General features: G+C 63.4%; 17 protein-coding genes and 1 riboswitch. Of the genes, 11 read left to right on the top strand and 6 right to left on the bottom strand.

Features of this window, described 5'->3' with window-relative positions:
- Positions 1 to 14: 14 nt before the first annotated feature.
- The gene (gene alaS / locus E2I15_RS16660) at positions 15 to 2,687 is read right to left on the bottom strand and encodes an alanine--tRNA ligase (protein ID WP_170991612.1); all 2,673 of its coding nucleotides are present in this window, start codon (positions 2,685 to 2,687) and stop codon (positions 15 to 17) included.
- A gap of 202 nt (positions 2,688 to 2,889) precedes the next feature.
- A riboswitch (glycine riboswitch) is annotated at positions 2,890 to 2,978 on the top strand.
- 141 nt (positions 2,979 to 3,119) lie between these two features.
- On the opposite strand from alaS, the gene gcvT reads away from it, so the two are divergent.
- The 4 genes from gcvT to E2I15_RS16680 all read left to right on the top strand — a co-directional run bounded on the left by gcvT (position 3,120) and on the right by E2I15_RS16680 (position 8,155).
- Complete coding sequence (gene gcvT / locus E2I15_RS16665; protein WP_155262433.1) at positions 3,120 to 4,265, top strand: glycine cleavage system aminomethyltransferase GcvT; 1,146 nt, start codon at positions 3,120 to 3,122, stop codon at positions 4,263 to 4,265.
- A gap of 20 nt (positions 4,266 to 4,285) precedes the next feature.
- Positions 4,286 to 4,651, top strand: a complete 366-nt coding sequence (gene gcvH, locus E2I15_RS16670) for a glycine cleavage system protein GcvH (protein WP_137480059.1) — start codon at positions 4,286 to 4,288, stop codon at positions 4,649 to 4,651.
- 22 nt (positions 4,652 to 4,673) lie between these two features.
- A complete protein-coding gene (gene gcvP / locus E2I15_RS16675) occupies positions 4,674 to 7,547 on the top strand; it encodes an aminomethyl-transferring glycine dehydrogenase (RefSeq protein ID WP_137480060.1) in 2,874 nt (957 codons plus the stop codon).
- Positions 7,548 to 7,717: 170 nt separating this feature from the next.
- Complete coding sequence (locus E2I15_RS16680; protein ID WP_137480061.1) at positions 7,718 to 8,155, top strand: acyl-CoA thioesterase; 438 nt, start codon at positions 7,718 to 7,720, stop codon at positions 8,153 to 8,155.
- A 373-nt stretch (positions 8,156 to 8,528) separates the two neighbouring features.
- On the opposite strand, the gene recA is transcribed toward E2I15_RS16680, so the two are convergent.
- Entirely contained in the window at positions 8,529 to 9,617 is a 1,089-nt protein-coding gene (recA, locus tag E2I15_RS16685) for a recombinase RecA (RefSeq protein ID WP_028337774.1), read from the bottom strand.
- A 1,003-nt stretch (positions 9,618 to 10,620) separates the two neighbouring features.
- On the opposite strand from recA, the gene E2I15_RS16690 reads away from it, so the two are divergent.
- Together E2I15_RS16690 and E2I15_RS16695 are read left to right on the top strand one after the other, a co-directional pair.
- Complete coding sequence (locus E2I15_RS16690; RefSeq protein WP_155262434.1) at positions 10,621 to 10,770, top strand: hypothetical protein; 150 nt, start codon at positions 10,621 to 10,623, stop codon at positions 10,768 to 10,770.
- Positions 10,771 to 10,944: 174 nt separating this feature from the next.
- The gene (locus E2I15_RS16695) at positions 10,945 to 11,208 is read left to right on the top strand and encodes a hypothetical protein (RefSeq protein WP_137480062.1); all 264 of its coding nucleotides are present in this window, start codon (positions 10,945 to 10,947) and stop codon (positions 11,206 to 11,208) included.
- Here the strand turns inward: E2I15_RS16695 and E2I15_RS16700 are convergent.
- A complete protein-coding gene (locus E2I15_RS16700; protein WP_137480063.1) occupies positions 11,205 to 12,095 on the bottom strand; it encodes a transposase in 891 nt (296 codons plus the stop codon). The genes E2I15_RS16695 and E2I15_RS16700 overlap by 4 nt on opposite strands.
- A gap of 489 nt (positions 12,096 to 12,584) precedes the next feature.
- Between E2I15_RS16700 and E2I15_RS16705 the strand changes: the two genes are divergently transcribed.
- A complete protein-coding gene (locus E2I15_RS16705; RefSeq protein WP_137480064.1) occupies positions 12,585 to 13,325 on the top strand; it encodes a hypothetical protein in 741 nt (246 codons plus the stop codon).
- Between the two features lie 1,241 nt (positions 13,326 to 14,566).
- Entirely contained in the window at positions 14,567 to 14,770 is a 204-nt protein-coding gene (locus E2I15_RS16710) for a hypothetical protein (RefSeq protein WP_016848526.1), read from the top strand.
- Positions 14,771 to 14,810: 40 nt separating this feature from the next.
- On the opposite strand, the gene E2I15_RS16715 is transcribed toward E2I15_RS16710, so the two are convergent.
- From E2I15_RS16715 to E2I15_RS16725, 3 genes are all read right to left on the bottom strand, one after another.
- Positions 14,811 to 15,041, bottom strand: coding sequence for a hypothetical protein (locus E2I15_RS16715; RefSeq protein WP_137480065.1), 231 nt, complete (start codon positions 15,039 to 15,041; stop codon positions 14,811 to 14,813).
- Between the two features lie 97 nt (positions 15,042 to 15,138).
- On the bottom strand, positions 15,139 to 15,441 hold the full coding sequence (locus E2I15_RS16720) for a hypothetical protein (RefSeq protein ID WP_137480066.1): 303 nt from the start codon (positions 15,439 to 15,441) through the stop codon (positions 15,139 to 15,141).
- A 74-nt stretch (positions 15,442 to 15,515) separates the two neighbouring features.
- The gene (locus E2I15_RS16725; protein ID WP_155262436.1) at positions 15,516 to 15,647 is read right to left on the bottom strand and encodes a peptidylprolyl isomerase; all 132 of its coding nucleotides are present in this window, start codon (positions 15,645 to 15,647) and stop codon (positions 15,516 to 15,518) included.
- A gap of 224 nt (positions 15,648 to 15,871) precedes the next feature.
- On the opposite strand from E2I15_RS16725, the gene E2I15_RS16730 reads away from it, so the two are divergent.
- From E2I15_RS16730 to E2I15_RS16740, 3 genes are all read left to right on the top strand, one after another.
- Positions 15,872 to 17,347: an amidase gene (locus E2I15_RS16730; protein ID WP_170991613.1), complete on the top strand. Its 1,476-nt coding sequence runs from the start codon at positions 15,872 to 15,874 to the stop codon at positions 17,345 to 17,347.
- A 41-nt stretch (positions 17,348 to 17,388) separates the two neighbouring features.
- Entirely contained in the window at positions 17,389 to 17,850 is a 462-nt protein-coding gene (locus E2I15_RS16735; RefSeq protein WP_137480067.1) for a PaaI family thioesterase, read from the top strand.
- Between the two features lie 705 nt (positions 17,851 to 18,555).
- Positions 18,556 to 21,054 carry an autotransporter outer membrane beta-barrel domain-containing protein gene (locus E2I15_RS16740; protein ID WP_137480068.1) on the top strand — a complete coding sequence of 833 codons (2,499 nt, stop codon included), beginning with the start codon at positions 18,556 to 18,558 and terminating at the stop codon, positions 21,052 to 21,054.
- The last annotated feature ends 384 nt before the right edge of the window (positions 21,055 to 21,438 follow it).

Here is a 21,438-nt window from a genome sequence, read left to right on the forward strand (position 1 = left end):
GATCAGCCTCTCCGTCAGGCGCCGGCCATCGCTTGTTCGATCGCCGACAGCGCGGCGTCCGCCTTGGCGCCGTCGGGCCCGCCGGCCTGCGCCATGTCGGGCCGGCCGCCGCCGCCCTTGCCGCCGAGCACCTCGGAGCCCTTGCGCACGAGCTCGACCGCGTTGAACCGCGCGGTCAGATCGGCGGTGACGCCGACCACAATGCCGGCCTTGCCGTCCTCGGTGACGCCGACGATCGCGACCACGCCCGAACCGATCTGCTTCTTGCCGTCGTCGACGAGACTCTTGAGATCCTTGGTCTCGACGCCCTCGACCGCGCGCGCGAGCAGCTTGACGTTGCCGACCTCGCGAACGGCCGAGGTGGCGCCGTTCGACGTACCGCCGCCGCCCATCGCGAGCTTCTTGCGGGCGTCAGACAGATCGCGCTCGAGTTTCTTGCGCTCCTCCATCAGCGCGGCGATGCGCGCCGGCACGTCCTCGATCGTGGTGCGCAGCTCCAGCGCCGCGGTCTTGGCCAGCGCGATGGTGTCGTTGGCGTGCTTGCGCGCATGATGCCCGGTCAGCGCCTCGATGCGGCGCACGCCGGACGCCACCGCGCCCTCGCTGGTCACCGAGATCATGCCGATGTCGCCGGTGCGGCGGACATGGGTGCCGCCGCAGAGCTCGACCGACCAGCCAAGCGCATTCTGGCCGTGATCGCGGGCACCCTTGCCCATCGACACGACGCGGACCTCGTCGCCGTACTTCTCGCCGAACAGCGCGCGGGCGCCGGCCTCACGGGCATCGTCGACACCCATCACCCGGGTGGTGACCTCGTCATTCTCCAGCACCACATCGTTGGCGATGTCCTCGATCCGGGCGAGCTCTTCCGGCGTGATCTGCTTCGGATGCACGAAGTCGAAGCGCAGCCGGTCCGGCGTCACCAGCGAGCCACGTTGCGCGATGTGATCGCCGAGCACCTGGCGCAGCGCCTCGTGCAACAGATGCGTCGCCGAATGGTTGGCGCGGATCGACGAACGCCTGGCGTGATCGACCTCGAGCTGCAGCGCGGTGCCGACGCCGAGCGTGCCCTGCTCCACCGTGCCGAGATGCACGAACACATCGCCGGCCTTCTTCTGGGTGTCGGTGACGCGGAACTTGACGCCCTCGCCGGTCAGCACGCCGGTGTCGCCGACCTGGCCGCCGGACTCACCGTAGAACGGGGTCTGGTTCAGCACGATCGCGCCGCTCTCGCCGGCCTTCAGGCTCTCGACCTCGGCGCCGTCCTTGATCAGCGCCGTCACCGCACCTTCCGCGCTCTCGGTCTCGTAGCCCAAGAACTCCGTCGCGCCGAGCTTCTCGCGCAGCGGGAACCAGATTGCCTCACTCGCCGCCTCGCCCGAGCCGGCCCAGGAGGCACGCGCCTTCACGCGCTGCCGCTCCATCGCGTCGGTGAACGCTGCCTGGTCGACGCTGATGCCGCGCGACTTCAGCGCGTCCTGCGTCAGATCGAGCGGGAAGCCGTAGGTGTCGTACAGCGTGAACGCGGTGTCGCCGTCGAACATGTCGCCCTTCTTGAGGCCGGCGCTCTTCTCGTCGAGGATCGACAGGCCGCGCGCCAGCGTCTTGCGGAAGCGCGTCTCCTCCAGCCGCAGCGTCTCCTCGATCAGCTTCTCGGCGCGGACCAGATCCGGATAGGCCTGGCCCATCTCGCGGACCAGCGCCCAGACCAGGCGATGCATCAGCGGCTCGCTCGCGCCCAGGAGCTGCGCATGGCGCATCGCGCGGCGCATGATCCGGCGCAGCACGTAGCCGCGGCCCTCGTTCGACGGCAGCACGCCGTCGGTGATCAGGAACGCCGACGAGCGCAGATGGTCCGCGATGACCCGATACGACCCAACGTTCTGCTCGTTCGGACCGTGGCCGAGGGTGGACGCGGCGGCATCGATCAGGTTGCGGAACAGATCGGTCTCGAACACGCTCTCGACGCCCTGCAGGATGCAGGCCATGCGCTCCAGCCCCATGCCGGTATCGATCGAGGGACGCGGCAGCGCCACGCGCTCCTCCTTCGTCACCTGCTCGTACTGCATGAACACCAGGTTCCAGAATTCGAGGAAGCGATCGCCATCCTCCTCCGGAGTGCCAGGAGGGCCGCCCCAGATGTGCTCGCCGCGGTCGATGAAGATCTCGGAACACGGACCGCACGGGCCGGTGTCGCCCATCGCCCAGAAATTATCCGAGGTCGGGATGCGGATGATGCGGTCGTCCGAGAAGCCTGCGATCTTCTTCCAGTAGCCGGCCGCCTCGTCGTCGGTGTGGTAGACGGTGACCAGCAGCTTGTCCTTCTTCAGCCCGAAATCCTTCGTGATCAGATTCCAGGCGAGCTCGATCGCGCGCTCCTTGAAGTAATCGCCGAACGAGAAGTTGCCGAGCATCTCGAAGAAGGTGAGATGGCGCGCGGTATAGCCGACATTGTCGAGGTCGTTATGCTTGCCGCCGGCGCGCACGCACTTCTGCGACGTCGTGGCGCGCTGATAGCCGCGCTTCTCGACGCCGGTGAAGACGTTCTTGAACTGCACCATGCCGGCATTGGTGAACATCAAGGTCGGGTCGTTGCGCGGAACCAGCGGCGACGAGGCCACGATCTCGTGCCCGTTCTCCTTGAAGAAGTTCAGAAATGTCGACCTGATGTCGTTGACGCTGCTCATGTTCATCCAATCGGAAAAAGGGGCCGGCCAGCCGCAAAAAGGCGTCATTTTCCGGCCGAACGCTTTTAGACATTGCCAGCTGCGGTGTCCAGAAACTGTGCAGGCGGATCATGGGCTTGCCGCGGCAGCACAAAGCCCATTGGATAGTTGCTGCAGCTGCGTTGACAGTCTTGGTGGCGCCGTGTTTTCTACCTACCTATACCTAGTCACGTCGGGAGAGACCGGCCTTATCGCCGGCGCCGAAGGAGCAACCGCCCCGGAAACTCTCAGGCAAAAGGACCGCGTGACGTCTGACATCTGGAAAGAGACGCTGGGGTTCGCCCCGATGCGTCCGCCGACGGGATAATACTCTCAGGCACAGCGACAGATGGGGCTTTCTGCAGGTTTCTCAAGGGGAAATAGATCCCCGACGGGAACCGCGAGGGCCCTGTGATGCTTGCACACGAAACTTCCCCGCTGAAACAGACCCCGCTGCACGCGCTGCACCTGGCGCGCGGCGCCAGGATGGTGCCGTTCGCCGGCTATGACATGCCGGTGCAATATGCGGCCGGCGTGCTGAAGGAGCATCTGCACACCCGCAAGGAAGCCGGCCTGTTCGACGTGTCGCACATGGGCCAGCTGGTGCTGAAGGCCAAATCCGGCAAGGTCGCCGACGCGGCGCTCGCGCTGGAGAAACTGGTGCCGCAGGACATCGTCGGTATCGCGCCGGGACGGCAGCGCTACGCGCAATTCACCAACAATGACGGCGGCCTGCTCGACGACCTGATGGTGGCGAATTTCGGCGATCACCTGTTCCTGGTGGTCAACGCCGCCTGCAAGGCCGAGGACGAGGCGCATCTGCGCGCTAGTCTCGCCGACGCTTGCGAAATCGTATCGCTGGCCGACCGCGCGCTGATCGCACTGCAGGGGCCGAAGGCCGAATCGGCGCTGGCGAAACTTTGTGCAGATGTCAGTTCGATGAAATTCATGGACGCCGGTCCGCGCCGCGTCGGCGACGTCGACTGCTTCGTCTCGCGCTCCGGCTACACCGGCGAGGACGGCTTTGAGATTTCCGTGCCCGCAGACAAGGTGGAAGCCCTGGTCACCGCGCTGCTCGACAATCCCGACGTGTTGCCGATCGGGCTCGGCGCGCGCGACAGCCTGCGGCTCGAAGCCGGGCTGTGCCTCTATGGCCATGACATCGACACCACGACGACGCCGGTCGAAGGCGCGCTGGAATGGTCGGTGCAGAAGGTTCGCCGCAGCGGCGGCGCCCGCGCCGGCGGCTTCCCGGGCGCCGACAAGATTCTCGCGCAATTCGCAGATGGCGCCGCGCGCCGGCGGGTCGGCCTGAAGCCCGACGGCCGCGCCCCGGTGCGCGAAGGCGCCGCACTGTTCGCCGATGCCGCCTCGACCGAGCAGATCGGCAAGGTGACCTCGGGCGGCTTCGGCCCGAGCCTCAATGCGCCGGTCGCGATGGGCTATCTGCCCACCGCCCTTTCCACGGTCGGCACCACCGTTTTCGCCGAAGTGCGCGGCCAGCGGCTTCCGCTGAAGGTCGCCGCCACGCCCTTCGTCCCCAATACCTACAAACGCTAAACGCCAAAGGATCGATCCCCATGACGACGCTGTACACGTCCGACCACGAATGGCTCCGCATCGAAGGCGACGTCGCCACGATCGGCATCACCGACTATGCGCAGTCGCAGCTCGGCGACGTCGTGTTCGTCGAACTGCCCAAGATCGGCCGCAGCCTGAAGAAGGCCGAGGCCGCCGCGGTCGTCGAATCCGTCAAGGCCGCCTCCGACGTTTACGCGCCGATCACCGGCGAGGTGGTCGAGGTCAACGACGCGCTCGCCGCCGAGCCCGCGCTGGTCAATTCGGACGCCGGCGGCAAGGCCTGGTTCTTCAAGATGAAGATTGCAGACAAGGGCGAGCTCGGCGGCCTGATGGACGAGGCCGCCTACGCCGCGCACACCGCCTAAAGGATCACCCCGAGGATCACCCATGAACGCGCCCTTCAAGCCGATCAACGAAGCCGCCACCGATTTCGTCCGCCGCCATATCGGACCGTCGCCGCGCGACATCACCGCGATGCTGGAGACGGTCGGCGCCGCGAGCCTGCAGGCGCTGATGAATGAGACGCTGCCGGCGTCGATCCGCCAGAAGGCGCCGCTCGATCTCGGCCGCGCGCTGAGCGAGACCGAGGCGCTCGCGCATATGAGCGAGCTCGCCGCGCAGAACCAGGTGTTCACCTCGCTGATCGGTCAGGGCTATTCCGGCACCATTCTGCCTGCGGTGATCCAGCGCAACATCCTGGAGAACCCGGCCTGGTACACCGCCTATACGCCGTACCAGCCGGAGATCAGTCAGGGCCGGCTCGAGGCCCTGTTCAATTTCCAGACCATGATCTGCGACCTCACCGGGCTCGACGTCGCCAACGCCTCGCTGCTCGACGAAGCGACGGCAGCGGCGGAAGCGATGGCGCTCGCCGAGCGCCACTCGCAGGTCAAGGCAAAGGTGTTCTTCGTCGACAAGGAGGTGCATCCGCAGACGCTGGCGGTGATGCGCACGCGCGCCGCGCCGCTGGGCTGGGCGCTGGTCGTCGGCGATCCCCTGACCGAGCTCGACAACGCCGATGTGCTCGGCGCGCTGCTGCAGTATCCGGGAACATCGGGTGCGGTGCGCGACCTCAAGCCTGCCATCGCGTCGCTGCGTGCCAAGGGCGCGCTTGCGATCGTCGCGGCGGACCTGCTGTCGCTGACGCTGCTCACCTCGCCCGGCGAGCTCGGCGCCGACATCGCGATCGGCTCGGCGCAGCGGTTCGGCGTGCCGATGGGTTATGGCGGACCGCACGCCGCCTATATGGCGGTGCGCGATACGCTGAAGCGCTCGCTGCCCGGCCGCATCGTCGGCCTCTCGGTGGATTCGCGTGGGCAGCCCGCCTATCGCCTCGCGCTGCAGACCCGCGAGCAGCATATCCGCCGCGAGAAAGCGACCTCGAACATTTGCACCGCGCAGGTGCTGCTCGCCGTGATCGCCTCGATGTATGCGGTCTATCACGGTCCCGAGGGCTTGACCCATATCGCACGCAGCGTGCATCGCCGCGCCACCGTGCTTGCCGCCGGCCTGCGCAAGCTCGGCTTCGCGCCGACCAGCGAAGCGTTCTTCGACACCGTGACCGTCGAGGCAGGTAGCAGGCAGAGCGAGCTCGTCACCCGCGCGCTGGCGGAGCGGATCAATCTGCGCGTCGGCGCGACCACGCTCGGCATCGCGCTCGACGAGACCTCGACGCCGGAGACGGTCGAGGCGGTGTGGCGCGTGTTCGGCGGCAAGCTCAGCTATGCCGAGATCGAGGCCGGCGCGCACGAGGCGCTGCCGAAGGATCTGCGGCGCTCGAGCGCCTTCCTCACCCATCCGGTGTTCAATACGCATCGTTCCGAGACCGAGCTGCTGCGCTACATGCGCAAGCTCAGCGATCGCGACCTCGCGCTCGACCGCGCGATGATCCCGCTCGGCTCCTGCACGATGAAGCTCAACGCCACCACCGAGATGATCCCGCTGACCTGGCCGGCGTTCGGCAATCTGCATCCGTTCGCGCCCTCAGATCAGGCCAAGGGCTATCACGCGCTGTTCAAGCGGCTGGAGCAGTGGCTGTGCGACATCACCGGCTATGACGCGGTCTCGCTGCAGCCGAACTCCGGCGCGCAGGGCGAATATGCCGGGCTGCTGGCGATCCGGGGCTATCACTTGGCGCGCGGTGAACCGCACCGCAAGGTGTGCCTGATCCCCTCCTCCGCGCACGGCACCAATCCGGCCTCGGCCGCGATGGTCGGCATGGAGGTCGTGGTTGTGGCGTGCGATGCGCGCGGCGACGTCGACGTCAATGATCTCCGCATCAAGGCCGAGAAGCACTCCGCCAACCTTGCGGCTGTCATGATCACCTATCCGTCGACCCACGGCGTGTTCGAGGAGCATATCCGCGAGATCTGCGACATCGTGCATGCGCATGGCGGCCAGGTCTATCTCGACGGGGCCAACATGAACGCGCAGGTCGGACTGTCGCGGCCCGGCGATTACGGCGCCGATGTCAGCCATCTCAATTTGCACAAGACCTTCTGCATTCCGCATGGCGGCGGCGGCCCGGGCATGGGCCCGATCGGCGTGAAGGCGCATCTTGCGCCTTATTTGCCGGGCCATCCCGCAACCGACGGCACGACGGCGCACGCCATCGGCCCGGTGTCGGCCGCGCCGTTCGGCTCGGCGTCGATCCTGACCATCTCCTACATCTACATCCTGATGATGGGCGGCGAAGGCCTCACGCGCGCCACGGAGATCGCGATCCTCAATGCCAACTACATCGCCGCACGGCTGCAGCCGCACTTCCCGGTGCTGTACCGCAACGAGCGCGGCCGCGTCGCGCATGAGTGCATCGTCGACCCGCGGCCGCTGAAGACGACCAGCGGCGTCACCGTCGACGACATCGCCAAGCGGCTGATCGACTACGGCTTCCACGCGCCGACCATGAGCTTCCCGGTGGCGGGCACGCTGATGATCGAACCGACGGAATCGGAATCGAAGTTCGAGATCGACCGGTTCTGCGACGCCATGATCGCGATCCGCGACGAAATCGCGGAGATCGAGAAGGGCCGCTGGAAGGTCGAGGCCTCGCCGCTGCGCCACGCGCCGCACACCGTCCACGACATCGCCGACGATGCCTGGAACAGGGCCTATACCCGCGCCGAGGGCTGCTTCCCGGCCGGCGTGTCGCGTTCCGACAAATACTGGAGCCCGGTCGGCCGCGTCGACAACGTCTATGGCGACCGCAACCTGGTGTGCTCATGCCCGCCGGTCGAGGACTACGCGCAGGCGGCGGAGTAGCTGGGGCGCGCGCCTCATCCGGATATCGAAGCAAGGGTTGAGCCCTGCGGCTCAACCCACCATTTCAAAAGAAAAGAGGCCCGTCGTTTCGCTTGTCCGCGACCAGCATCGGTCGAAGCGGATCGCGGGACGAACGGTAGAAGACAGGGCCGCTCGCGGCAGGAGGAAACATGCGCCAGGAATTCTGGTTTCATTTCCCGTTTCGTGTCCGCTATTCGGAGGTCGACGCGCAGGCCGTGGTGTTCAACGCCCACTACCTCACCTACTTCGACACCGCGATCACGGAATATTTTCGCGCGCTCGGCTATGATTATCTCGGCGAAGTGGCGCGGACCGGGATCGACTTTCACACCGTGAAGTCGGTCGTCGAATACAAGGCGCCGATCCGGTTCGACGAGGACATCGAGGTCTGCGTGCGGGTCGCGCGGATCGGCCGCTCCTCGATCAATCTTGCGCTCGCGATCTTCGCCAAGGGCTCCGATGACCTCCGCGCCACCGGCGAGATCATCTGGGTCGCGACCGACCAGAAGACGCATCAGTCGGTCGCCGTGACCGAGGACTTGCGGGCGCTGATCGCGAGCCGCGAAAAGGCGCTGGCGCGGGGATAGGCCCACGCACATTGCGAAGGTCAAGCTTATGGGGCCACGAGGGTGCGGCTCTCGGTGTCCCAGCGCCACAGCCGGCTGGCGACGGCAGCGGTCCACCGACAAAGCGAAAGGCAGATGTCATAGCGACTTCGGCAAACCCCGAACGTGTCAGGCTGAGGCCGGACGGACTGGTCAGGATCAGGCGCTTCATCGGCCCAACTCTCTCGACGACACACAAAACCAAACGGGCGCCGAAGACGTCGGCAACTCAACGTCCTCAGCACCCGCTTGCAGCGAAGTCATGTGATCGTTTGAGCATGATCTCCGCGCAAACGCTTCGCGTTTGTCGCGAGGGAAAACCGCTGCGCACTTTTCCGGATCATGCTGGAGGCTTTTACTCTTCCGTCGGCTCCTCGCCTTCGGCGTCGCGCTCGGGCGTGCCGGCGAGGATCTGCTCGGAGATCAGGCCGGAGTTCTGCCGGATCGCGGCTTCGATCTTGGCGGTGATGTCGGGATTCGACTTCAGGAATGCCTTGGAATTCTCTCGACCCTGGCCGAGCCGCTGGCTGTCATAGGAGAACCAGGCGCCCGACTTCTCGACGATGCCGGCCTTGACGCCGAGGTCGAGGATCTCGCCCATCTTGGAAACGCCCTCGCCGTACATGATGTCGAACTCGACCTGCTTGAAGGGCGGCGCCAGCTTGTTCTTCACCACCTTGACGCGGGTGGTGTTGCCGACCACCTCGTCGCGCTCCTTGATCGCGCCGATGCGGCGGATGTCGAGGCGAACCGAGGCGTAGAACTTCAGCGCGTTGCCGCCGGTGGTGGTCTCCGGCGAGCCGTACATCACGCCGATCTTCATGCGGATCTGGTTGATGAAGATCACCATCGTGTTCGACTTGTTGATCGAGGCGGTGAGCTTGCGCAGCGCCTGGCTCATCAGACGCGCCTGCAGGCCCGGCAACGCATCGCCCATCTCGCCCTCGAGCTCGGCCTTCGGCACCAGCGCCGCGACCGAATCGATCACCAGCACGTCGACCGCGCCGGAGCGCACCAGCGTGTCGGCGATCTCGAGCGCCTGCTCGCCGGTGTCGGGCTGCGAGATCAGCAGTTCATCGATATTGACGCCGAGCTTGCGTGCATAGACCGGATCGAGCGCATGTTCAGCGTCGATGAAGGCGCAGATGCCGCCCTTTTTCTGCCCCTCCGCCACCGTGTGCAGCGCCAGCGTGGTCTTGCCCGACGATTCCGGCCCGTAGATCTCGACGATGCGCCCCTTCGGCAGGCCACCCACGCCGAGCGCGATATCGAGCCCGAGCGATCCCGACGACACCGTCTCGACATCCATCGAACGGTCGTTCTTGCCGAGCTTCATCACCGAGCCCTTGCCGAACTGGCGCTCGATCTGGGAGAGCGCGGCTGAGAGGGCCTTGGACTTGTCCATGGAGGATCCTTCGACGATACGCAGTGCGGTGGCGGACATTTGGGATGTGCTCCTTATGGCGGGGATTCGCTAGCGGGAAAAACGGGCGATGAGATCGGGTGGAATGCGTTGTTGATTGGAACCTCGTACCACGTTTGTTCTAAGTTCGCAATATGTTCTTTCGGGCAGGTGCTGTCCTAGTTAGGACACTCGCAGCCGGGAATTAGGACACCTTCGGCGAGGTTCGGATAGACCGCCATTCCTTGCTCAGCATATCGGCTTGATCCGCCATCACGCGCCATTGAGCGGCGGCCTTCCTAACAAGGGCGCGGTCATGAGCGCGCAGCTTTAATGCCACCTCATCACACCGCGCCGCCATTGCTCGCATCTCTTTCGGAGTCATGGGAGGGATTGGAGACGATCTCGGCCAAATTGTCCTTTGCATAGGTTAGGCCGCTCCGCGTGCACATCCCAGCGCGCCCCGTGCTTCTACGGAGTCTGCTTTGTCGCAGAAGGGGCCTAGGGTCCTGATACCGGGCTATTTCATAAAGATCATTTTTTGATTATCCGGCAGGGGCCGCTGGCGTTTAGGCGGCCCCTATTTCATGCAACCTGCGTCCTCTGCTGGGGCCGTTTCTTTGACCATAGGAACGGGTGCGGGCGCGCTCGGGTTGTCTAGGCTCCTAGCGCAGTCTTTTCTGCCGACAGCGTTAGGACGCAAAGTGTAACTTGGCCTCGGCCTGCACCCCTCGCTGGGGCCGTTTCTTTGATGCCGGCTATTTGAACTTGTGTCCTTCATCTACGCATTATATGCAGTGCAACAGCACACCGGATTGTACCAAATCGGACCTAATTACGCTTGCGTCAGGTTTGTTGACGTTGTTTATGCGACGGCATAAATCATGCTTCAAGATGATCTAGGTCATACAACCGGTGCTGGTTGCGGTGTAGCAACTATTCCGTTGGTTCATACGTTTGAGGGATGTTCAGCAGTTGCGATGGTCGTTAAGCTGATTTTAACGATATCGGCGCAAGCTGAAGAATCGGTCTCGGGAGGTTCACCATGAACGCACTTCGTAAGCAGGCCCTGCACAACGGTCTACCCGTTGCCTATGCGGACGAGGTTACGGAAGATCAGGTGCGCCGAATTGATGACCTTGTGCATAACGAGTTCCAAGACGAAGGTTGGATGACGGTCGAACAAGAGTCGTGATATGGACGGCCCATGGGGCCGTTGCATTACCATCACATATCAACTCTTCCGCGCATCCATCACGTAGTCTGGTGCTGTCTGCCAGACCCCGATGGTCATCCGGGTTCGACCGTTAGACCTGCTTTAATCCGAGCTACAAAGCGGCACCCGCCAACTAAGCGGGGTGCCGTGTGGGTGTCCTATGGCACCACGAAGCTCGAAAGCAATAAGTACGGTCAAACTGACCTCATCATTCAGAATGCAGGGCGACTGGATCAGCTCGGATTGCCGATGGCCGTCAGATTTGACCTGAGTACGGCGAACTGGCTGCCGTGGGTGCACGAGTTTTTCCAACCTCCAGAGCATTCACTTTATGTCGTTGCCGGGCCGCTCACCGGCCACGAAATAGTACGGCTGCGAGCCCGGCTGGCAAAACGTGGATTTATCCAAGCTCTTTAAGAGCGCCCGCCATCGATTACCGTGAAGTTGCGCTGTACTCGCACGGGCCGGTTCGGCTCCAACGGCAGAACTGCGTCCAGCAAGTCGCCGATAGCCCAGACCCGTTCGGCGACGCCCAGCGCAACGGCTGGCGTAGTCCGCAGCGCCTCATGGACGCGGCACAGGTTGTAGTGAGCCACGTACAGGCTCACAGCGGCGGCGTGGTGATCCAGCTTCTTTGAGAAGCCATTCGTCAACCGCGCGAAGCGCTTCTGCGTCATCCGCAGCGTGAGGTTCTGACGTTCAACGTAGCTGGTCGAGATGTTCGCCGGCATGCCGCTCTCTACCTCACGGCTTACTGCTACTACCTCAGCCGGGCTGTAGCGGCGCGCGGCTTCTTTTACAGCCAGGTTCGTTACGCTGTAGGTCTTTACGATCACGCCATGATGGGCGCGGCCAGCGAAGGCATCGCGGATCGCCATCTTGTATGGATGAAAGCCGTCCGTGCTGATCTCAGGCGCACCAATCACGCGCTGGCGAAGATCCTGCACGAACAGGTCCGTGTTCTCGGTGTCGCGCTTGCCGGTGCGGTAGCTGATGATGGCCTTGGCAGAGGAGGCCATGCCGATGAACGTGTACTGGTCACCCTTGTGGCCGATCTCGTGACGCTCAACGCGCTTCTGCTTCTTTCCGACGAAGCCCCAGATTTCGTCCAGCTCCAAACGGCCGCAGCGAATGCCGACCATCATGCGGTCGTGCAGTTCGGCGCAGCCACGGCCGACGCGCGCCCCAAGGCGCATGATCGTGTCGCGGTGAATGCCGGTGATGCGCTCAGTGGCGCGGATGCTCTGGCCTTCGGTCAGGCAGGCGATGATTGCGATCTGCTGGTCGCGGGAGAGATTGTTCACGAAGCTCATCCTTCGGGTTGAAGGGATGGCTTCCGCGAGACCTAGCAAAACCGCGTTGCAGCGCGTATATTTGCCGGATGGTCATTCGCTTCGGGCTCATCCCTGGGCGGTTGATCGGGGCCGCTGCGGTTGCAGCCAAAGCGGTCCCACTAGTTCGATGGTTCAGGGAGCCGGACTCGGACCGACATCTCCACACTTGTAGGGGCGGGTGTCCTACCATTAGACGATCCCTGAAAGTCCTAGAGCCGATTGCAGGGCCGTAGCGCTCCTCCCCCGAGGTTTGACGCTGCGGCCCTTCCTTTTGCGCCCCCTAGCTCGGCTAGCGCATCGGGGGCTTAGACCCTCCTAACCATGTCGGCCTCCTAATCTGGAACCAATCTGCCACGACGCGATTGAGTTCGCAATAACTAATCTTTGCTATCTAGATAAATAATTCTTGCGGAGAAAAATGCAATCGGCTATGAGTTCCGGCATCAGGAGGACTCTGCTATGGCGCGCGCCCGCAGCCCGGAATACCCCGCGATCAGCCTTAAGGAGGCGGTGGAGCGGGTGAAAATGATCTACGACAAGGACTACCAGAACCGCCTACCCAAGGCCGTGCTCGCCGAGCATATGGGCTACAAGGGGCTTAGTGGCGCGTCCTTGCCCGTGCTGTCGGCGCTAACCAAATTCGGCTTGATTGAGGGCCGGGGGGATGAAACGCGAGTCTCTGATTTAGCGGTCTCTATCATTGCTCATCCACCGGGTGCGCCCGACCGGATGGCAGCCCTCGTGCAGGCAGCCAAGAATGCTGATTTGTTCGCCGAACTGGACACTCGTTTTCCTGATGGCAAGGCAAGCGATCAGGCAATCCGCTCTTACCTGTTGACTAATAAGTTCATTCCGAGCGCTGCCGATGCAGCCATTCGGGCCTATCGCGATACAAAAACGTTTGTGGATAGCGAATCAGGCGGGTATAGTGGGGGTCAACCTGCGGAGCCAACGATTATGACCCCGGCTAGTGAGCCAAAAACTCAACATCTTGGAGCGCCATATTTACCTCCCGACGATCACTTCCCGGGGGGCCATCAAGTGCGTCGGCAGGAAGTAATCACCCTCGATGAGGGGGACGTGGTTCTTTCGTTTCCAGCTGATTTGTCGCCTGAAAGTTTTGATGATCTAAAAGCCCATTTGGACCTGTTCATCAAAAAGATGCAGCGCCGCGCAAGCACTACTGGCAAGAACGCTTGAGGCCGCCAACTGAGGCGGCCTTAATTCAATCTCATTTGAAATTGGCGCAGAATCTCTCGCTGAGCCTCATCAGCAATTGCGTCGAGCTGGCGCATGATTTCGCTCTCCAGCCTTTGCAGATTGTCAGCGGTTGGACCGTCCGGAAACTCTCCGGCCAGAGCGCGGCAGAATTTCAACTGCGCTTCTAGCGCACGTCGATCCCGTTCTCGGTTCATTCAGCGATACTGGCACAAACTGCATATCCATTGAAGCCGACATACCTATAAAAATTCACCGATATGGTCACGTTCACGCACGGAGAACCCCCGGTAATCCGTCTCCGCAGTTGATTGAGAACGAATCGGGGGTCGTCCAAATCTATATGCCCAGGACATGGAATATGCCGTCTCGGTAGGACTACTGAGAACAGCGGCCAAGGGATGGTTACTGTTCGCCTAATCGGAATTAGGACACTCCCAAAATCAACTTAGGACACGGGGGCTTAAATACGGACAGTACCGACAGGCAGGCGCTGGCCTGTTTCCATCCCTAGTGGCCTGCTTTGATTTTCCGAGTGGCCCGGTTTGGGTTTAACCCTATCGCAACCAACGGTTAGCCGATGTTCTCGGTAGGACTACTGAGGAGGCTCTCAGGTGTTCTGGCCCCATAACTTTCTGCGGGTCGCGATCTGTTCTCGCGGAATGTTTACTGGAACAATCGATCCGGCAGTGCCTCTAATTGAGGGCTTCCAGCCAGACAGGTAGCCCCCCGACTGCTGGAGGAAAACCCGCCTCCGGGACGGGTTGGCGGCCCCCTGTTGGGGCCGTTTAAAATTCCGTAGTTCTCCGGCCAAGAACAAAGTTCCGGGCGTTGCGATGTGCCGCGCGCCCGAAGTTCCCCTGATAATCAACCAGTTAGCCTGACAAGCTCGACGGCGTCGGGAAACTGCCTGGCACAATCTGCATACTACCTTCGTACCCCTCCTGAGCCCTGGAAAAACTCCGTAGCGTTCGACGGAAGACTCGGGTTCCGCCAGTGCTCGTAACATTGGCCTGCTCAACCAACGCGAATTGCGCCGCGCTGGGCAGGCAACACGGCTGGCGACCGTTCCCTGGCGACGCTGCCGACGGACGAACCCCTTAATCCACAACGACGGCTCGAACGGGCGCGGCCTTTCACACGATCTTTTTACGGGTACCAATCATTACCGCAACTAATGGTTTAAGTATCGACGACCGCCTTCATTCGCGGAACCGTTACAGATGATCCACAGGGGCATCGAGTTCAGCGTCACCCAGCTGATGGCCGGCGTCTGGAAATGGCGCTTCCAGATCGGCGATCGCGTCTTCACGGGCAAGACCGAAGCAAAGCTCGATCTTCTGGCGATCCGCCGCGTGCAGCTGCGGATCGATCGCGAACTGAACAATCTGGAGCGGGAACGCACCCGCGGCAGCAATGGGGACTGAGGCACGGTCCATCGTGCACGCTGCGGTGCCCTGAAACGCTTCAGTCCGCGCTTGCCAGCCGCCGCATCGTGAACTCGATGTCGCCGCCGGGGAGTTCGCGCCAGCTCTCGACGGCGCTCATATAGGCCGCCTTCGGGTAGCGCTTGAGAAAGTCACGCGCCCTCGCGCGGGCCTGATCGCGTGGCAGGCTGAAGGTCTCGCGCAGATAGCCGTCGTCCGGCTTTCGCCGCTCGGCCATCCGGCTGGCGAGATCGCGCGGACGAGACACCATGCCGCAACTCCGGACCAACTGACGACACCCCAATATAGGGGCGGCGGCGGGAGAATCCGAGTCTGCGGGAGACGGATGAAGTCGCCCCGAGCGGGCGTTACTGGCTGCGCGGCGCGGCGCTTCCGGGCTGCGCCGAGCTTCCGGTCTTGGTCTTCGGCTTGGCGGGATGGGCGGCCGCCTTCGGCGGATCGCTGCGTACGACGCCCCAGGGATCGGCCGATCCCTTGGCATCGGGAATCTTGCTGAGCGAGTCCTTGTAGGCCTTGTCCCTGACCGCGTCCTGCTCCTTCTCCTCCTGGGTCTTGGTCTTGACCTCAGGCATCAGGTTGACGTTCGGCATCTGCGCGTAGGCCGGCGCCGACAGCAGCACCGCAACCGCGACTGCGCACAAAACTCTCATGGGTACGCTCCTTGCATTTTCGTCGCCGGTATATCACCGCAAGAAAGCCGCCGCCAAGCGCGCCTGCCCCGGCCCTAGAGATGGTCTGACTTGCAGGATTTCGGCGACTGCATCCAGTCGTCCCAGATCGGACCGCAGCGCGTGCAACCGCTGAGCGCAAGCCCGATCGCAACCACGCCGCCGAGCACCATCAACCTGCGGAACATGTACGCCCCCACCACTCGCGAGGAGGCGACTGGGCGCCGAAACTGGGGCATTTTCAAGCCGGGCACGGCGCTTGCAACGCAGCGCAATCGCGCGTCGGAACGTAGCGCAATCGCGCGTCGGAACGTAGCGCAAGCGCGCATCGGAACGCAGCGCAAGCGCGTCGGTTTGACCGGGCGGCCGCGCAAATTACAGTGCGCAACAAAGCAGAAAAGGAATCGATCAAATGACGTTGGCGATGAGCTGGGACGAGTGGACGCAGCATGACGGGACGGCGCTCGCGGAGCGCGTCCGCGGAGGCGAGCTGACGCCCCGTGAGCTGGCGTCGCAGGCAGCCAGCGCCGTCGCCAAGGTCGATCCTGCTCTCTGCGGTGTCGTCGAGCTGTTCGACGATGTGATCGCCGACCCCGCGCGCGACGGCGCCGACCTCGACGGCCCGTTCGCCAGCCTGCCCTTCCTGATGAAGGACCTCGGCCCGACCTTGAAGGGGCGGCTGCAGGAGATGGGCTCGCTGATGATGCGCGGCAATCGCGCCGCGGCCGACACCTTCCTGACGACGAAGATGCGCAAGGCCGGCCTCAATTTGATCGGCCGCACCACGACGCCGGAGTTCGGGGTCTGCAGCTCGGCGGAGAACCCCGCGGTCTATGTCACGCGCAATCCCTGGAACACCGACTACACCACCTGCGGCTCGTCGGCCGGCAGCGCGGCAATGGTCGCCGCCGGCGCGGTCCCGATCGCGCATGCGACCGACGGCGGCGGCTCGATCCGGATCCCCGCCGGCGTCAACGGCAATATCGGGCTGAAAGTCTCGCGCGGCGTGTTCTCGCTCGCGCCGCATCTGTCCGATCTCACCGGGCTGGTCTCGATTCAGGGCTGCCAGTCGCGCTCGGTGCGCGACACCGCAGCATTCGTCGACGCCTGCCGCGGAGCTGCACCCGGTGAGTTCATGCCGTTCTGGAGCTCGCCCGAGCCATATACCGCGATGATCGCGCGCGACCCCGGCCGGCTCAGGATCGCGCTGTCGCACACGTGGGGGGACTATCGCGCGACGCCGCACATCGCAGCCGAACTCGAGCGGGTCGGACGCTTCCTCGAAGGCCTCGGCCATCAGGTCGACTACGCGCTGCCGGCGATCGACTACCGGGAAGCCTTCGCGGCGCAGACCGCCTGCTACATCAGCAATTTCGCCGTCGTGATCGGCAACATGCTCGCTGCGCGCGGACTGGAGCGGCCGCCGGCGGACCTGATCGAGCCGATCAATATCCGCATCTGGGAGCACGGCCGGCACTACAGCTTCGCCGACCGCGCCCGCATGCAGGCCGTCTTCAACACCACGGCACGCGGCTTCGGCGCCTTCTTCGAGGACTGGGACATCATCCTGACGCCGGTCACGGCGCTGCCGACGCCGAAGGTCGGCACCACGGAATATCTCACCATCAGCGACAATCCATCGGTGCTGGACTGGTTCGGCAATCTCTGGCGCAACTTCGCCTTCACGCCGCTCGCCAATCTCTGCGGCATCCCCGCGATCTCGCTGCCGCTCGCGACCAACGAGCACGGCCTGCCGCTCGGCATCCAGGCGATCGGAAAGCAGGCCGATGACGGGTTGCTCCTGCAGCTCGCCGCCCAGATCGAACGGGCGATCGACGGCAAGTGGAATGACGGCAGGACGCCACGCGTGCATGTCACGCGCAACTAGGCAATAAATGGCAAAACCATCAGCGGAGGAAGCGGGACGTCATGCAGCAGACCGGTGAATTCGGGATCGACGACGCGAAACGCGTGCTCGGCGACGTCTTTGCGCCCTGGGTGCAGGACCTCAATCTGGCGGTCGAGCTGTTCGACATTGCGCCGCCCGCCGGCGGCGATCCCGACTGGCAGCCCGGCGCCATCCTGCGCATGCCGTTTTCCGAGCGGCTGTGCCGCAATGGCGGCATCGTCTGCGGCCAGGCGCTGATGGCGTTCGCCGACACCGCGATGGTGCTGGCTAACCTCGCGGCCAACAAGGGCTATCGCCCGATGACGACGGTCGACCAGACCACGCATTTCATGCGCGCGGTGACCGCCTCCGACGTGTTGGCCGACGCCCGCGTGGTCCGGCTCGGCCGCACCATGAGCTTTGGTCGCGTCACGCTATCCTCCGCCGCCGACAACAAGCCGGTGGCGATGGTGTCGAGCGCCTTCGCGATGCTGCCGGGATAGGCCTCTCGCATCATAGACGGTGTATCTCCTCATCCCCGCGCAAAGGCCTCGCCTTCGTCGCGGGAGGAGCTGCGCAGCGTCGCCTAACGCAAGCATGACATCGCGCAAGTTTGCCTGCATGTCGCTTCAGTGCACGGATTGAGAATTCGTGTTTCTGATTTGTGACGGCGCCGCGCTAATGCGTGATGGGAACGGGGCGTGTGCGAGGTCCGTGTCGCTCTCAAGAGCCGACATCGGCGATGCTGTGGTGAATGTCCGCTCAGGGTCAAACGCGTCGTTTTTGCAGTCGGTCGGATACTTCCGGTCTACCCCAATGAACCGACATCTTCAGAGCCGGTCGCCATATCTCAAAGGTTCCACTTTCCAGGATTCGCAGCACGCCTCAGAAGTAGACGTTCGCGTTACGCGGACCGGCCACAGCACCACCAGTTATCAGGCCCTGCCGCAGGACATCGCCGCTGGTGGCAGATATGCGCCACTCACGATGAACATGCTGCCGCTCGGCGGCCCGCGCTTGAACTCCTAAGCCGTCCCTGCCGGCCAAGCTTGAGACCCAGCTTGTGTACTTTCAAGATTCCGCTATACACTCTTAGACAGCATAGACTCGATAAAGTATCTACAAGTTGTGCCACGCAATTTAACGGGACATTAACTTGCGGCTCAAGCGCGCACCGTGGCCCTGTCGGACAGGAGTGGACCAGCCCCATGTGGAAAGATCCCATCAAGAGCACGCCTTCGATCATCCAGACCGATTTCGGGCCCTTCGGGCAGAGCCTGCCGGGGGACGGTGAAGCCTATTGCGGCCCGACGTCGATGGTCATGGGCCTCTACTGGCTGTCTGCAAACGGCTTCACGCAGGTTGCTCCTGTGGTCTACAACGGCGAGGACGACCCCGTGGCAATCAACCTAGAAAGCGTGGTCGCGGGCTTGATGCGAACGTCGAGCGAGAGCGGCAGCTTCGTGGACGGTATGACGAACGGGATGGCCGACTATCTGTCGGCCTGCGGAATCGGGCCTGATCTCTATAATTTGACGAGCACTTCTAATCCGGACCTCGCGTGGCTCGCCGATCAGTTGGCCCCGAACGTGTCCGAGAGTCCGCAGACGATCGTCTTGGCCAATTTCGCGGTTGGCTGGTATTCCGCTTCCCAGACGACGAAGGGATACATGGAAAATAACGGCGGCCATGTCCTCGCGCCGCTCACGGTGAACCTGACGGGCGGCACGATCACCATCAACAACGCTTTCCCCGCCTCGTTCGAGAACGTACCCAACCTCCCGTCTAGCAATCCGCAGACCGTCCAGATCGCGCAGATGCCCAGCGGATGGACGCTGGAAAATCTGCCGCTACCCTCCGAAGACTACAGCCAGGTCGTCACCGACGCGCTCACCGGGTGGGGCGTCTACGCCGTGCTCTGGCAGGGGCAAGCTTGGGCGATCTCGCCGTCGGCGCTGCCCTCGACATCCGGATATGAACCCAGCACTTGGACGATCAACCAGCCTAAGGTCATCAACACGAACGGCGGCACGCTGACCGTCGTCGCGCCGATCTCTGGGCTGGGCGGCCTCCACAAATACGGCGAAGGCACGCTCCTGCTCACCAACACGAACCAGCTGATAGGACACAACACCGTCGGCGCTGGGACGCTGGCAAGTACCCGGACATCCGGCACACCATTTGGCAGCTTCAGGGTGACGGTGACGAACGGCGGAATACTCGAGCTTCGTTCGGACGGCGCGACGGTCGATGTGCAGATCGCCTCGGGATCTCTGGCGACGTTCGTCATCGGCTCTACGGGAGGCGCCTTGCAGCTTTCCGGAAGCGGCAACTATCGCGTCGTAATCGGGGGCAATGATGACGGTACCCTGACGAACATTGTCCGCAACTCCGGCGGGACTCTTGTTATCGTGCCGGGCGGCGGCATGGCCCAGCTTGGGCTGACGCAACAGGTGTTCGTAGCAGGAACGGGAGCAAACCTGCCCATCGTCACGAACGGGATCGTCGCTCCCTACATTCTCGGAGAGGACGACGACGCGGCCAGCTCGGGCAAGTTCCTGACCTATTCGCCCTCCAAGGGCTTCGCGAGCGCGGCGACCGTGTCGTCGACGGATGTCAGCATCAACGACGTTCCGGCCGATGCCGTCTACGAGGTCGTCGACAGCCAGGCGGTCGAGAGCGACGGTGTACCGCAGGTAGCGGCGCTCGAAGTGAACGGCGGGGCGATTACGGGCGGCGATGCGAGCATTCTGGTCGGAAGCCAGGCGAGCGGCGACGCCGCGGGCCTCATCATGAACGGCGGCAGCATCGCTACTGCGAGCCTTTCGTTCGGCGCGGCAGAAGGCCTGATCTACACCAATGCTACCGGCGGTAGTTCGCAGATCGCAGCCGCCATCGAGGGATCGGCGGGCCTGACGATCTTCGGTCCCGGCACGCTGACCCTGAGTGCAGACAGCAGCGGCACGCTTTCCGGTCTGATCAGGGTCAATGGGGGTACGCTGATTGCCGGCGGTACCGGTGGATCAGCAACGGGTGCCGGCGAGGTGCTGGTATCCTACGCGGCGACGCTGGAGGTCGCCGGCACGGTGTCCGGCGCGGTTGTTGTCGGCGAGTCTGGCACACTCTTCATGAACGGTGGGACGGTCTCGGGCCCGGTCACCATTGCAGCGACCGGCACCGATTCGCCTGCTCCCGGCGGCATACTACAAGGGAGCGGAACAATCAGCGGGACCACCTCCATCAGCGGCATCATCCGGTCAGGCCCGCAGGCTGGCCTGATCACGTTCACCGGCGAGACCGCTATGACCGGCGACGCGAGCTTCTATTGGCGGCTCCAGAAGCTCGTGGACGATGCTGATCCCGGAGCCGGACCTGGGATCTATTGGAACGCGCTGCAGTTCAACTCGCCGGATACGAACCTCGGCACCAAGAATGCACCTCTCTGGCTCTTCCTCGACTTCAGCGCCCTCGACGCGGACCCGGACGGCGGCAACGCGTTCTGGAAGAAGCCCCATACCTGGACGCTCTTTACCTACGCAGCCGATGCCGGCTACTTTTGGCCGGCGGGCGAGAACTTCTCGTACCAGTCCGGGAGCTTCAACACGGTCTTCGACAACTGGGTCGTGTCCCTGCAGTGGAAACCGGCCGCCTCGCCGCAGAGCCTCCCCGAGCGATGGCGCGCGAACGCTCGTGCGAGAAGCCGGTAACCGACCCGCGGGCAACTGGATAGCCGTGCCAGTCCGCGCCCAACATTGCGCACGCCGGGGGACTTCCACTTTCCCCCGATAGCGGCCACAGAGCAGATATCGCCGGATGTCTCGAACGGGCCAAGAAGCGACAGCGCTCTTCGCTTGTTGCGTGGATCGGGGCGCGTCGGAAACTCTTCCTCAACCGAACAACCTGCGCTCCCTCTCCGGTTGCGGGGGAGATGCCGCCAAGCTGATTCAACCTGAATTCATCCCGCTTTCGCGGGAGCGAGGCGGCGCCTGCACCATTTCGGAATATTAGAAACATACCCCTGAGTTGCCCGGCGTGTCAAGCTGCTTCTCGAACCTCGGCAGCCGCCGGCTCCTTTGCATGGGGTTGTTTTC

This window comes from Bradyrhizobium sp. BR2003 (assembly GCF_009720285.1).
Taxonomy (GTDB): Bacteria; Pseudomonadota; Alphaproteobacteria; order Rhizobiales; family Xanthobacteraceae; genus Bradyrhizobium; species Bradyrhizobium elkanii.